Origin of the sequence: uncultured Mesonia sp. (assembly GCA_947499595.1) — a bacterium.
In the GTDB taxonomy this organism is placed as follows: Bacteria; Bacteroidota; Bacteroidia; order Flavobacteriales; family Flavobacteriaceae; genus Mesonia; species Mesonia sediminis.
The window spans coordinates 15,665-30,815 of the sequence record CANMOY010000002.1 but is presented as its reverse complement, the minus strand read 5'-3'; the positions used below and the strand labels follow the sequence as shown (position 1 = coordinate 30,815).

10 protein-coding genes are annotated in these 15,151 nt (G+C 36.1%); 9 read left to right on the top strand and 1 reads right to left on the bottom strand.

All coding sequences use genetic code 11. The features are described 5' to 3' along the window. Nucleotides 1-102 precede the first annotated feature (102 nt). The 9 genes from uvrC to ACH2AZ_RS02265 all read left to right on the top strand — a co-directional run bounded on the left by uvrC (nt 103) and on the right by ACH2AZ_RS02265 (nt 13,896). On the top strand, nt 103-1,899 hold the full coding sequence (gene uvrC, locus ACH2AZ_RS02305; RefSeq protein WP_394906763.1) for an excinuclease ABC subunit UvrC: 1,797 nt from the start codon (nt 103-105) through the stop codon (nt 1,897-1,899). Further along, nucleotides 1,892-4,141 carry a patatin-like phospholipase family protein gene (locus tag ACH2AZ_RS02300; protein WP_394906464.1) on the top strand — a complete coding sequence of 750 codons (2,250 nt, stop codon included), beginning with the start codon at nt 1,892-1,894 and terminating at the stop codon, nt 4,139-4,141. The genes uvrC and ACH2AZ_RS02300 overlap by 8 nt, the downstream gene beginning before the upstream one ends. 149 nt (nt 4,142-4,290) lie before the next feature. Further along, the gene (locus ACH2AZ_RS02295; RefSeq protein ID WP_394906463.1) at nt 4,291-5,448 is read left to right on the top strand and encodes a homogentisate 1,2-dioxygenase; all 1,158 of its coding nucleotides are present in this window, start codon (nt 4,291-4,293) and stop codon (nt 5,446-5,448) included. A gap of 31 nt (nt 5,449-5,479) precedes the next feature. After that, the gene (gene hppD / locus ACH2AZ_RS02290; RefSeq protein ID WP_394906462.1) at nt 5,480-6,649 is read left to right on the top strand and encodes a 4-hydroxyphenylpyruvate dioxygenase; all 1,170 of its coding nucleotides are present in this window, start codon (nt 5,480-5,482) and stop codon (nt 6,647-6,649) included. Nucleotides 6,650-6,924: 275 nt separating this feature from the next. Next, nucleotides 6,925-7,710, top strand: coding sequence for a DUF3108 domain-containing protein (locus tag ACH2AZ_RS02285; protein ID WP_379047579.1), 786 nt, complete (start codon nt 6,925-6,927; stop codon nt 7,708-7,710). An 80-nt stretch (nt 7,711-7,790) separates the two neighbouring features. Next, the gene (locus ACH2AZ_RS02280; protein ID WP_379048820.1) at nt 7,791-9,047 is read left to right on the top strand and encodes a peptidoglycan DD-metalloendopeptidase family protein; all 1,257 of its coding nucleotides are present in this window, start codon (nt 7,791-7,793) and stop codon (nt 9,045-9,047) included. 110 nt (nt 9,048-9,157) lie between these two features. Continuing rightward, nucleotides 9,158-11,698, top strand: coding sequence for a TonB-dependent receptor (locus ACH2AZ_RS02275; RefSeq protein WP_379047582.1), 2,541 nt, complete (start codon nt 9,158-9,160; stop codon nt 11,696-11,698). 14 nt (nt 11,699-11,712) lie between these two features. Next, nucleotides 11,713-13,353: a choice-of-anchor J domain-containing protein gene (locus tag ACH2AZ_RS02270; protein ID WP_394906461.1), complete on the top strand. Its 1,641-nt coding sequence runs from the start codon at nt 11,713-11,715 to the stop codon at nt 13,351-13,353. 102 nt (nt 13,354-13,455) lie between these two features. Beyond that, nucleotides 13,456-13,896 (top strand): hypothetical protein, encoded by a 441-nt coding sequence (locus ACH2AZ_RS02265; RefSeq protein WP_379047588.1) that lies wholly within the window; start codon nt 13,456-13,458, stop codon nt 13,894-13,896. A gap of 49 nt (nt 13,897-13,945) precedes the next feature. Here the strand turns inward: ACH2AZ_RS02265 and ACH2AZ_RS02260 are convergent, their stop codons facing one another. Beyond that, nucleotides 13,946-15,031, bottom strand: a complete 1,086-nt coding sequence (locus tag ACH2AZ_RS02260) for an endonuclease/exonuclease/phosphatase family protein (protein ID WP_394906460.1) — start codon at nt 15,029-15,031, stop codon at nt 13,946-13,948. Nucleotides 15,032-15,151: the final 120 nt, after the last annotated feature.

Genomic DNA, 15,151 nt, shown 5'->3' with positions numbered 1-15,151 from the left:
TTATTTTTTGTCAAAAATACTCGAAAATTTGATATTTCAAATTCTTTTTAATTGAGTCCATCACATTTATTTGTTAGTAAGAAAATACAGTATATTTGGGCTATGGAGCAGCCAGATTTAGCGATACAAGTAAAAACATTACCCAGCAGCCCTGGTGTATATCAATATTACGACAAGGCCGGGAAGATTTTGTATGTTGGTAAAGCCAAAAACTTAAAAAAGAGAGTAAGTTCTTACTTTAATAAAAAGCACGATAGCCACCGCATTGCGGTGATGGTGAAGAAGATAAAAACCATAAAACACATTGTGGTGAACTCTGAAACCGATGCATTGTTGCTAGAGAATAACCTTATAAAAAAATACCAGCCCCGATTTAATGTAATGTTAAAGGATGACAAAACCTATCCTTGGATTTGCATTAAAAACGAACGTTTTCCTCGCGTTTTTCCTACGCGTAGATTAATAAAAGATGGCAGCGAATATTACGGGCCTTATACCAGTTTTAAGACGGTAAACACGTTATTAGAACTTATTCGAGGGCTTTACCAATTGCGAACCTGTAATTTTGATTTATCCAAGCAAAAGATAGAACAAGGCAAGTATAAGGTGTGCTTAGAGTACCATTTAGGAAACTGTAAAGGGCCTTGCGAAGACCTACAATCTGAAACGGAATACCGTAAAAATATAGAGCATATACGGCAAATTGTAAAGGGAGATTTTAAAGATTCGCTACAGCAGTTTAAAAGTCAGATGCAGGCCTATGCAGAGAATATGCAGTTTGAAGAGGCCCAGCGCATCAAAGAGAAAATCGAGGTACTTGAAAAATATCAGGCTAAAAGCACAGTAGTAAATCCTAAAATTACCAATGTAGATGTTTTCTCGATCATTTCGGATGAAGGTTATGGTTATGTGAATTTTTTACAGATTGCGCACGGGAGTATCATACGTTCGCATACTATTGAGCTCAAGAAAAAACTCGATGAAACCGATGAAGAATTGCTTGAGCTGGCCATTACCGAAATCAGACAACGATTTAACTCCATGTCGCGAGAAATTTATGTACCTTTCCCTGTAAAAACCGTACAAGGAGTAAAAGTTAGCGTACCTAAGTTGGGCGATAAAAAAGCTATTGTAGATCTTTCTTTACGGAATGCAAAATACTTTAGACAAGAGCGATTTAAGCAAATGAAAATGGTAGATCCAGATAGGCATACCAATCGGCTAATGGCACAAATGAAAAAAGACCTACGACTCAATGAAGAACCTAGGCATATAGAATGTTTTGATAACTCGAACATTCAAGGAACAAATCCTGTAGCCGCTTGCGTGGTATTTAAAAACGGGAAGCCTAGTAAAAAAGATTACCGTAAATTTAATATTAAAACGGTAGAAGGTCCAGATGATTTTGCCTCGATGGAAGAGGTCGTATTCAGGCGATACAAACGGCTACTCCAAGAAGAGCAGCCCTTGCCTCAACTCATTATAATAGATGGGGGTAAAGGGCAATTGAATTCGGCTCTAAAAGCTTTAAATGATTTAGGTTTACGCGGTAAGATTGCCATAATAGGAATAGCTAAGCGATTGGAAGAATTGTTTTACCCGGGTGATAAATATCCCTTATATTTAGATAAAAAATCAGAAACTTTAAAAATTATACAGCAATTACGAAATGAGGCTCATCGGTTTGGCATTACTTTTCATCGAGACAAGCGTAGTAAAGCTGCTCTAGGTACTGCCTTAGAAGAAATACCAGGTATTGGTGAAAAAACGGCAGTAAGTTTACTCAAACATTTCCGCTCGGTTTCTAAAGTAAAACAAGCTAGTCTTGAGGAGCTTCAAGAAGTTGTTGGGCTAGCAAAAGCCCAGCTGATATATCAATTTTATGAAAATCATGATTAAACCCTTACTTGTATACTTATTATGTTGTTTTTGGGTGGTACAATTAATGGCTCAAAAGCATAAACCTATACCAGAAAACCCAAGGGTTGGTTTAGTATTAAGTGGAGGCGGAGCAAAGGGACTGGCTCATATAGGTGTATTAAAAGCTATTGAAGAATCGGGTATGCGGGTAGATTATATTGCTGGTACAAGTATGGGTGCTATAGTAGGTTCTTTATACGCAACAGGCTATACGGCCCACCAACTTGATTCAATTTTTAATTCGGTTAATTTTGAACAACTTCTACAAGATCAAGTTCCTAGAAATGCAAAGTCTTTTTACGAGAAGAATGATGCCGAGCGCTATGCCTTGACCCTACCGTTTAATCAATTTAAATTGAGTTTACCTTCTAGCCTCTCGAAAGGACAAAATTTTTATAATTTATTAGCCCAATTGATGCACCCAGTAAGAGAGGTTAAAGACTTTTCAAAACTACCCATACCTTTTTTTTGCATAGCAACCGATGTTGAGACAGGAAAAGAAGTGGTGCTAGATAAAGGCGGTTTGCCCGAAGCTGTAAGTGCTAGTGGTGCGCTTCCAACCTTATTTAGCCCGGTAGAGATTGATGGTAAATTACTTATAGATGGTGGGGTAACCAATAATTACCCTGTGCGCTTGTTGCGTGCAAAAAATTTGGATTACGTAATAGGTGTAGATGTACAAGATAGTTTGGTAAGTAGAGACAAGTTGCAATCTGCTTTAGAAATTCTTACTCAAATCAACAATTTTAGGACTATCTATGACATGAAAGAGAAACGTCAAGAGACAGATGTTTATATAAAACCAGATATAAGTTCTTATACTGTTTTGTCTTTTGATAAAGGAAAGCGGATTATAAAAGAAGGGGAAAAAGTTGCGGCAGAATATAGATCCATCTTTCAAGAAATTGCAAAAAAACAAAAACAATCAGCTAGCAGGCATATAGCTTTACAACCTAAAGACTCCCTATTTATACAGAATATTGCTATTATGGGAAGTAGTAAATACCCTAGAAACTATATTAAGGGTCGATTGAAAATTGATGAAAACCAACAAATAGCATATACCCAACTCAACGAGGGATTGCAAAATATTTCGGCTTCAGGGAATTTTAAGCGAATCACCTATAGGTTATTACCCCAGCCAGATAATAAATTTGATTTAATACTAGAAGTGACCGAGAATAAGACCGATACTTTTTTGCGATTTGGACTGCATTTTGATGAACTTTATCGCAGTGCTGCATTGGTTAATTTCACACATAAAAGCTTGCTTTTTTCAAATGATATTCTCTCATTTGATGGCATTGCCGGAGATAATTTTAGGTATGATTTTCAATATTATCTTGATAAAGGAGTTTACTGGAGCTTAGGTTTAAATTCCCGACTAAATCAATTCAATAAAAACGTTGCCTTTAAAACTATAAGTGAGAATATAGAAATACCCAATCTCGATGTAAATATGGTAGATGTGCATTATTTTGATTTTACCAATCAATTCTACGCCGAAACTTTCTTATCAAAACATTTTAAATTTGGTGTAGGGGCAGAGCATAAATATACAAGAATTGAAACCGAAACTATTTTTGGTGAAGAAAATCAACAATCGTTACCTTTTGCTATTTTAGAGGAGAGTAACGTTTACAGTGCACTTGGCTATTTGTACTATGATACTTTTGACGATGCTCATTTTCCTACCCGAGGCTTTAAATTTAAAGCCGATTTTAACTTGTATTTATTCGCGCAAAATGAAACCTATGCGTTTTCTGAGTTTTCAATCGCTAGTGGTTATTTGGGCTATACATTTTCGGTAAATCCTTGGTTGCGATTTAAGGTAGATTCTGAGGCTGGTTTTAGGATCGGTAAAAACAGAATGGATGCCCTCGATTTTGTAATAGGAGGGTATGGCGCACAACCCATAAATAATTTTGTACCCTTTTATGGTTATGATTTTGTAAGCCTATCGGCAGATAGTTATATCAAGGCTCAAATAGACGCTGATATAGAATTTTTGCCAAAAAATCATTTTACCCTAGGCTATGCGATGGCTAATGTAGAAAATGATTTGTTTGAAACCGGCAATTGGCTCAGCTTGCCAGACTATACAGGATTTTCTATTGGTTACGGCCTTGAAACAATTTTAGGTCCTATTGAAATAAGGTATACCCAGTCGCCCGAACGTAATAAAAGCGAGTGGTTTTTTAGTTTAGGCTATGCGTTTTAAGTAATTAAACCTTTATAGTTGAATATCTAAATCCGTGAAAAAAATTTAAGCATTGCTCTGTTTGTAATTCGGTTTATATATTCCATAAAAATACCGATATTTGTAAAATTAGCTTTATTTTAACAAACTTAAAACTAAAAATTTGCCCTATGCCTTTCTATCATAAATTAGGAAAAATTCCGCCCAAGCGACATACTATTTTCAAAAAACCCAATGGTAAATTGTATTACGAGCAGTTGTTTGGTACTATAGGTTTTGATGGTATGTCTTCAAATATGTACCACGAGCACAGACCCACTCAAGTTAAGGCGGTTAAAGACCCTTACAGCGTGAAGCCAAAAGTGGCCATTAAAAACAATATTAAATCTTATCGCTTTCGCGGATTTCAAACGCGACCAGAACCCGATTTTTTAAAGAGTAGAAAAACTGTTTTAACCAACTCAGACTGTAGTATTGTCTTAGCGGCACCTCAACAAAGTACAAATGAGTATTTTTATAAAAATGCCGATGAGGATGAAATGATTTTTATACATCAAGGCTCGGGTAAATTAAGAACCCAATTGGGTAACCTTGATTTTAAGTACGGAGATTATTTACTTATACCACGAGGAACTATTTATAAAATAGATTTTGATGATGAGGTAAACCGCTTGCTTATTGTAGAGTCTAGTCGGCCTATGTACACGCCTAAGCGGTACCGCAATCATTTTGGGCAATTATTAGAGCATAGTCCATTTTGTGAACGAGACATTAGGCAGCCATATGAATTAGAAACTTATGATGAAGAAGGAGACTTTCTTATAAAGGTAAAAAAGCAGGGAGAAATTTTTGATATGACCTATGCCACTCATCCCTTTGATGTGGTAGGATATGACGGGTACAACTATCCTTATGCGTTTTCAATTCACGATTTTGAACCCATAACAGGGCGTATTCATCAGCCGCCACCGGTTCACCAAACCTTTGAAACAGATGCTTTTGTGGTTTGTTCTTTCTGCCCTAGATTATACGATTATCATCCGCAAGCAATTCCTGCTCCCTACAGCCATTCTAATATAGATAGCGATGAGGTGCTTTACTATGTAGATGGTGATTTTATGAGCAGAAACGATATTGAAGCGGGGCATATTTCACTTCACCCTGCAGGAATTCCTCACGGTCCGCACCCCGGGGCGGTAGAGAGAAGTATAGGTCAGGTTAAAACCGAAGAATTAGCGGTAATGGTAGATACTTTTAAGCCGCTGCAAGTAACAGAGGAAGCTATGAAAATTGCCGATGAAGATTATTTTAAATCTTGGTTAGCATAAATAATTAAACAACAGACAAAATTAAATTGCAATGAGTAAAAAAATAGAATCTGTAAATTACGGATTGGAAAAGATTTTTGATGGCGCGCAAGATTTTTTGCCGCTTTTAGGAACAGATTATGTTGAATTGTATGTAGGAAATGCCAAACAAGCGGCCCATTTTTACAAATCGGCTTTTGGTTTTCAATCCTTAGCCTACAAAGGTCTAGAAACCGGGAGTAAAGACACGGTTTCTTATGTGTTAGTACAGGATAAAATCAGGTTGGTTTTGACTTCACCCTTAAATTCAAAAAGCAAAGTAAACGATCACATTGTTAAACATGGTGACGGGGTAAAAGTGATTGCTCTTTGGGTAGAAGATGCACGTGCGGCTTATGAGGAAACCACAAAAAGAGGAGCAAAGTCTTTTCTCGAACCAACAGTAGAAAAAGATGAAAACGGTGAAGTGGTGAAGGCTGGTATTTATACCTATGGTGAAACCGTACATATGTTTGTAGAACGTAAAAATTTTAAGGGTACTTTCTTGCCCGGTTATAAAATTTGGGAATCAGACTTTAAACCAGAACCTGTTGGACTTAAGTTTATTGACCATATGGTTGGTAATGTAGGATGGAATGAAATGAATACTTGGGTAAAGTGGTATGAAGACGTAATGGGATTTGTAAATTTCTTGTCTTTTGATGACAAACAGATACATACCGAATATTCTGCCTTAATGAGTAAAGTAATGAGTAATGGTAACGGTCGTATAAAATTCCCTATCAATGAGCCCGCAGAAGGCGTAAAAAAATCGCAAATCGAAGAGTATTTAGATTTTTATGAAGGTCCGGGTGTACAACATATCGCAGTAAGCACAGATGATATTATAAAAACAGTATCCGATTTGCGTGCGCGAGGAGTAGAGTTTTTGTCTGTTCCACCAGATGAATATTATAGAGCAGTGCCGGGAAGACTAGAGGAGTTCAGCCATGAGTTGCGTGAAGATTTAGAGCGCCTAAAAAGCCTAGGGATTATGGTTGATGCCGATGAAGAAGGTTATTTATTGCAAATTTTCACCAAGCCCGTACAAGACAGACCTACTTTGTTTTTTGAAATTATACAACGAATGGGAGCAAAAGGCTTTGGAGCAGGTAATTTTAAAGCCTTATTTGAGTCTATTGAACGTGAACAAGCTTTAAGAGGTACATTAGATAAAAGCTAATTAAGGCATTTATATTTATTTGCATTGTTAATAAATTGTTAACTATATTAAAAAAAGGTTAAAGTGCATTTAAGAGCTTGCAGCATTGCAAAATAGTCGTACTTTTGCCGAGCCTTTTGAGGGTGGTTCCTTAGAAGGTAATTTTTGAAGAATTTTTTTCATAAATTTAAGTTTTAGTTGGTTAATAAGCGGAAAACCCCATCATGTATTTGGTGGGGTTTTTTGTTTTCCTAAATTTGGAACAGTACTTGTAAACTTAGTTTAAAATTTGTTTCATGATAAATAAACTTAAAATAATTATCTTTTTAGGGGTAATAATATTCTCTTTCAAAGCTCAAGCTCAAGATTTCAATGCCTTTGAAAGTGGTGAATACTTTAAATTCCGTATTCATTATGGTTGGTTTAATGCGAGCTACGCCACACTAAGTGTAAAAGATCAAATATATGAAGGAAAAGAGGTGTACCATGTTCAAGGGCGAGGAAAGTCAACTGGTTTGCTACACCTGTTTTTTGAGGTTGATGATGATTATCAAACCTTTATAGATAAACAAAGCAAAAAACCAGTGCGGTTCATTCGCAAAATCAACGAAGGTGGTCATACCAAAAACAAAGAACTATTTTTTAACCACGATCAAAAAACCGTGCTCGTGCACGATAAAAAATACAATAAAAAAGAAAATTTTGCTATCAAGCCCGATGTTCAAGATATGCTCTCGGTGTTTTATTATTTAAGAGAGAAAATTGATAGATCAACTTTAAAAGAAGGAGATGATTTCAAATTAAATTTATTTTTTGATAATGAAAATTACCTTTTTAAGACTGTATTTCTAGGTAGAGACCGGGTAAAAACAAAATTCGGATACGTTCAAGCCCTTAAATTTAGACCTTATGTTCAGGCTGGTCGAGTGTTTGAAGAAGAAGAAAGTTTAACTTTTTGGGTGAGTGATGATGAAAATAAAGCCCCTATAAAAATAAAAGCAAAATTGGCGGTTGGTTCTCTTGAAGCAGATTTAGAAGACTACAAAAACCTTAAGCATCCCATTCGATTTCAGAAGCGGTAAAAATAGCTACTAGTTTTTGTATTTCAGCTACGGATTAAATATTTTTGAAATTTCTTAACCTATTCAGTAAAAAAATAGAAATCTTGCCCAAATATCTCTTTTACATCTTATTATTTAGTGCTCCGTTTTTAGGTGTTCAATGCGAATCCGACAAAAAAGAACAAGTTCCTGTTGAAAAAAAGGTTGCGAAGCCTAAAGTTATAAAAGAGTACAATTTGGTGCTAAACAATTATAATGTCAAACGGGATACTATAAAACCCGGTGATAGCTTTGGCGCTATTTTAGATCAATACGGAGTGGCTCCCGCAGAAGTTTTTATCATCGCAGATAAAATTAAAGATGTTTTTAATGTCGCCCGTATTAATGCGGGTAAACCTTTTACCGTCTTACAAGCAAAAGACACTACCAGCCAAATTGAGGCCTTGGTCTATGAGCATGACCGTATTAATTACACCACTATTTTCTTAAGAGATAGCATCTATGCCGTAAAAGGCAAAAAACCAGTCACTATAAAAAGAAGAAAAGCTAGCGGGGTAATCGCATCTTCTTTATCGGCTGCTATGGATCGTGAAGGATTAAGCCTAGCTTTAGCCGATCAACTATCGGGTATGTACCAATGGAAGGTAGATTTCTTTAAACTTCAAAAAGGAGATCATTTTAAAGTGATTTACAAAGAAAAATACATTAATGACACTATTTATGCCGGTCTAGCCGGAATTGAAGCTGCTGTTTTAACCCATTACGACAATCCCTATTACGCTTTTAAATTTGGAAAAGATAGCATTACAGGTTTTTCTAAATTTTATGATGACGAAGCCAACTCCTTGCAAAGCTTCTTTTTAAAAGCACCTTTGCAATTTTCTAGAATTTCTTCACGATTTACCAAAAGAAGATTTCACCCAGTACAAAAAAGATGGAAAGCTCATAAAGGAACCGATTATGCTGCTCCTCACGGTACGCCAATCTGGTCAACCGCAGATGGAGTAGTAATCAAATCAAGCTATACCAGTGGTAATGGTAATTATGTAAAAGTAAGGCATAATGAGAAGTATACCACGCAATATTTGCACATGTCTAAACGCAACGTGAAAGTAGGCCAACGTGTAAAACAAGGTGATGTGATTGGTTTTGTAGGTAGTACAGGCTTGGCAACGGGCCCTCACGTATGTTACAGGTTTTGGGTTTATGGTAAACAAGTTGACCCTTACAAACAAAACTTACCCAGTTCAGAACCTTTAAAAGAAAGCCTAAAACCAGAATATTTCTTGGCTATTGAACCTATCAAGAAAGAACTCGACAACATTAAAACAGCCAAGTTAGACGACCTAAATTTATAGAATTCACATTCGTTAACCTTAAATTAATATTATTGTTAAGAATTCCTAAAAGGAAAAGACTTTTTTTGATTACTTTTGCAGCGACAAAATAAATAAAATTAGTCTTTAAAATGAAAAACTTAATTTTGGTTGGGATGTTCTTGGTAACATCTTTCTTGATGGCACAAGGTACAATTAAAGGTACCGTAACCGACTCAGAAATGAACACGCCACTTCCTGGAGCCAACGTAATGGTATTTGGTACCAACACAGGGGCAACAACAGATTTTGATGGTAACTTTTCGCTTAAAGCGGACAAATCTAAGGGAAAACTTGTTGTTTCTTACGTAGGGTTTAAGAAAAAAGAAATTCCGTTTACCCTAACAAACGGTCAAACTTTAGATCTAGGGGCAATTAGCCTTGAGGCAGACAACAGCGCATTAGATGAAATTCTAATTACAACGTATTCTTTGGCAATAGATAGAAAAACACCCGTTGCGGTTTCAACAATTAAGGCACAGGATATCGAGACTAAATTAGGAAATCAAGAATTTCCAGAAATTTTAAAATCTACTCCTGGTGTATATGCCACCAAAGGTGGTGGAGGTTTTGGAGATTCAGAACTTCGCTTACGCGGATTTAACTCAGAGAACATTGCCGTAATGATTAATGGAGTACCCGTTAACGATATGGAAAACGGTAGAGTATACTGGAGTAACTGGGCAGGTCTTGCAGACGTAACACGTTCTATGCAGGTGCAAAGAGGATTAGGAGCTTCAAAGGTAGCTGTTCCTTCTATTGGTGGTACTGTAAACATTATTACAAAAACAACCGATGTTAAAAAAGGAGGTAGCTTTTTTGCTACAACAGGTAACGATGGTTATCAAAAATTTGGAGCAACCGTTTCTACAGGAAGATTAGATAGTGGTTTTGCAGCAACTATCTCAGCTTCAAAAACATCTGGGAACGGATTTGTAGACGGCACAAAATTTGAAGGTTATTCTTATTTTGTGAACTTAGCACAAGAAATAGGAGAAGATCACCAGCTTTCATTCACGGCTTTTGGTGCACCACAAAGACACGGGCAACGCCAAAACCGCGAGCTTATCGAAACCTTTCAACGCAGCGAACGCGGAATTCGTTTTAATAGAGATTGGGGGTATAAAAATGGTCAAGAATATAATGTAGAAGATAACTTCTATCACAAGCCACAAATCTCTTTAAATCACTTTTGGAATATCAGTGATAAAACAGATTTATCTACCGCTGTTTATGCTTCTTTCGGTACAGGAGGAGGTAGTGGATACTCTGGAACCAACAAATTTGGTATAGATAACTCGCCTTATAGAAACGGAGACTTACAACCTGTAAATTTAGATCTAATTGTACAAGAAAACGTTGATCGTGGCGCCTTAGGGTCAGAGACCATAATTAGAGATTCAAACAACAACCATTCTTGGTACGGTGCGCTTTCTACTTTAAGCACAGAACTTACAGATGATATCGACTTAATGGCTGGTGTAGATTTAAGATATTATAAGGGAGAGCACTTTCAGAGTGTTAAAGATTTATTAGGAGGTCAGTTTTTTAATGATGACAGCAATGTAAACAATCCTGTGAATAATGCTAAAGTTGATGATAAGATAAGTTACTATAACGATGGTATTGTACTTTGGGAAGGTGTTTTCGCACAAGCGGAGTATTCTAAAAATGATTTGTCTGCTTTTGTATCTTTAGCTGCTTCTAATACTTCTTACAAAAGAATAGATTATTTCAACTATTTAGATTCAGATCCAGAGCAAGAAACAGATTTTCAAAACTTCTTTGGTTATAGCGCAAAAGGTGGAGCAAACTATAACATTGATAACCACCACAATGTATTCGCTAACGTAGGATATTTTGAAAGAGCTCCTTTCTTTAGAGCGGTTTTCTTAAACTTTCAAAATGACATCAACGAAGATGCAGAAAATCAGAAGATTTTTAGTGCCGAGTTAGGTTACGGTTATAGAGCTAACAACCTACGCGTGAATTTAAACTTATATAGAACCAATTGGAAAGATAGAACTTTAACTAGATCTTTTAATAACCCAGATGGTTCTTTTGGTAGTGCAAATATTTTAGGAATTAATGCAATTCACCAAGGAATCGAATTAGATGTAGATTACAGACCATTTGATAATTTAACCCTTAGAGCAATGGCTTCTATTGGTGACTGGAAATGGCAAGATGATGTAAAAGGAGTAGAGATTTTTGACGATGAGCAAAATCTAGTAAATACCATAGACATTTATATCGAAGACCTGAAAGTGGGAGATGCCGCTCAAACTACACTTGGTTTAGGTGTTGACTACGATGTTTTACCTAGCACAACCTTACGTTTAGACTATAATTTCTACGATGATTATTTCGCAGATTTCGATCCGAATAACCGTACAAATGCTAATAGTAAACAAGCTTGGGAAGCACCATCTTACGGTTTGGTAGATTTAGGATTAGTTCATAACTTTAAGCTAGGAAGCTTAGATGCAACGATAATTGGTAACGTAAACAACTTACTTGATACCGAATATATCGCAGATGCCCGTGATGGAAGAACTTCAAGTTACCAAGATGCTTTAGTATGGTACGGCTTTGGAAGAACCTATACCCTAGGGGCTAAAATTAAATTTTAAAACCACATAGACTTATGAAAAATATAAAATTTTTATACGCAGCGCTGCTTGGTGTCCTTTTTATGGGATGTGAGCCGATGGAGGATATCCATGATGAAATAGATGCGCAAGAAGAAGCGGTTAAAGGAGAGGCCAACTACACCTTAACCGAAGATGATTATACAGATCTTTTAGAGTTAGATTTTACTAGCTTTAGTTCTGAAGACGAAGCAAAACAACTTATTCCTACCGTTTTAGAAAACCAATACCCATATTGGGGTGCTGGATCTACAGTAATGGTTAATTATAACTTGTATGTAGGTAGAAAAGACGGATTAAGCGACTACACAGGAGCTATGGATTATGAGCTTACGAAAGCAGATTATGCTTTAACCGGTAGCGACGCTAATGGATTTTACCCAGAAGCGAATATTGAGCAAGGTATAGACCAAGTATTAAGTGCACAAATGCCAAATGCTCAAGAAGGAGACGTGTTATTGGTAGAGTATGATCAATATACTGAGGACCCTGTTATTGGTTTTGCCGATTTTATTAGCTACAATTTCGCCAATAGTTTAGAAGGATGGACTATTGAAGATAAATTAGGAGCAGAAGGTTGGGAGTCTAGAACAGATTATGTTCAAGGAAACGGATTTAATTCTGGACCTCAGGCTAACATTGACTGGTTGGTATCGCCAAGCATTGATTTAACCAATGAAACTGATTTGCGTTTCCAAATTGATCAAGCTATCAATTATGCAACAGATATGTCTTTACTTAAGATTTTAGTAGCTACAGATTATACAAATGATGTAGATACTGCGACTTGGACAGAAATTAACTTGGCAACCACCCCAACAGGTTCGAGTAATGACTTTATTTTAAGTGAAAATTATGACTTTTCTGCTTATGAAGGTGAGACCATCAACATCGCATTAAAGTATGAGTCTACTGCATCAGATGCAGCTCGTTGGAGAGTTAAAACTGTTGCTCTTAAAACCATTGGAATTACAGGCGAAAGCAATACTTACAAGCATTTTTATATGTTTGATGGTAGCGAGTGGGTAAAAGATGATGCGGCCTATTATTTACAAGCGGCAGATTATGATGAAATGGGCAGCCCAGGACGTTATAATAACTTTAGTAGCTCAGACAAACCAGAAAATTACCTTCCGGCTTTCTTGAATAAAATGTTCCCATACGTTCAAGAAGGAGATGCTATATTCTTGGTATATAACTACTATAATGGCGATGAAACACAAACGCGCGGTGATTACTATTACTATGAAATGGGTATGTGGAACCGCCACGAAAGTGTACAAGAGGTAAGCTTACAGTTTGGATTTGAAGATGGTACTTGGGTACCCGATAATACCATTAATTACACGCTTACTGAGGCTGATTACATAACCATAGAAAGCGAGTTAGCCGATAAATACCCAGATCCGGCTAGCAGTGCAGGAAGATATAAAAACTTTGACTTAAGAGAGGGTAATAAAAACTTCTGGACCAATGATATGCTTTTAGAGGCGATAAATGTTGTTTTAAATGACATTAATCCCGACGCCGAAGAAGGTCAAAAATACGCAGTTTCTTATGCATACTACAATGGTAGCTCTGGTGTAGATACTATGTATGTAATCAAAGAAAATGGCGCTTGGGTTTTACAAGAGTAAACCTAAATTGATTTAGCCTATTTTTTTAAATCGGTTCTTTTAGCAATAAAAGAACCGATTCTTTTTTGCCTAAAATTATTCCGTATATTTACAACAAAAACAATGTACACAGGTTTATTTCATTTTCACTCTTTTTGGGCTTATTTGGTATTACTCGTAGTCGGTTTGGCAACGATAAACGCGCTAGCTGGCTATTTTACAAAACGCAGCTATTCGCCCAATGATTTTAGAATTTCTTTATTTGCGCTTATTGCCTCGCACATTCAATTACTCTTAGGTATTGTTTTGTTTTTTAAATCACCCAAAATACTATGGTTTCAAGATAACTTAGACGTGGGCACAATAATGAAAGATCCTTTATTGCGTCTATATAATGTAGAGCATCCTACGCTTATGATTATTGCCGTTGTATTAATTACCATGGGTTACTCAAAACATAAAAAGAAGTTGTCATCTACACCGAAATTAAAAACATTAGCGATATTTTATACGTTAGCTTTGATAGCTATTTTACTGATGATTCCGTGGAATCAATGGTTTTAAAATAAAAAAATCCGGTTTAACCGGATTTTTTTTTTACTTAAATTTCTAATTAAAGAGAAGTATCTATTTCTTTGATTAGGTAAACGAATACAGGAAAGTGATCGCTATAACCACCAGAGAAACCTCCGTTTGAAAAACTTCTAAAGGGGTATCCTTTATATTTACCGCGCGGGGTAGCTAGAAAAGGAGGATTAAAAACCCCCGCTTTGTAATATTTATAAGTGCTATAATCTTTATCTAAAAATCCGTGACTTAGTAACATTTGGTCGAATAGATCCCAGCTATCTCGATAAGCAATTGTTCCTATTCCAGATTTTTGCATATTCTCAAATGGATTGTAGAACTCTTTTAGCTTAGTAGATTCTTTTTCCGGTTTAGCGCCAAAATTCTCTTTTATACTTTTATTGTAAGGCCCGTCGTTAAAATCACCCATAGTAATAATTTTTGCATATGGGTCTATGGCTAGTAAAGAATCGGCTATTTTTCTGTTTAAATCGGCTGCAGCCTCTCTTAAATAACTGCTTCGTGCTTCGCCACCGCTTCGTGATGGCCAATGATTTACAATAAAATGCATTTTGTCTCCATTCAAAAAACCACTCACTACAAGCTGGTCTCTGGTATACACTTTTTTATCGGGGTTGTCACTTCTAAAAACTTTTAGTTCGTGTGAAACGCTATTAGAAACTTGAAAAAGGTCTTTCTGATAAATCAATCCCACGTCAATCCCACGACGATCTGGCGACTCATAATGTACAATTTGGTAATTGTAAGGTAATAAATCGGGCTCATTAAGTAAGTCTATTAGCACCTTTTTGTTTTCGATCTCACAAACTCCAACTACGGCTGGTGCGTTCTGAGCTACATCGCTACCAATTTGCTTGATAACAGAAGCCATATTTTTTAATTTTTTTTCATAAACAGATTGGCGAAGCCCTTCATCCATCTCCATAATAGGAGAGTATTCATCATTTTTACTAGGGTCGTCTTCTGCATCAAAAAGGTTTTCTAGATTATAAAATGCAATGGTATTTACTTGATAGCTTTTCTTGGTATTGCTAGTGTTTGTGGTGGTTGCAGTGGGCCCGCAACTGATAAGAAAGAGACCTAAAACCAATAAAAGAAACTGCTTTTTCATAATTTTTCGTATTTTAACAAATATTTAAATTTTACGTGTTACGTAGGTTATGCAAGTATTTAATGTAAATTTGCATTTGCTAAATTAGGCACAAATAGTTTAATAATTAAGAAAACTACA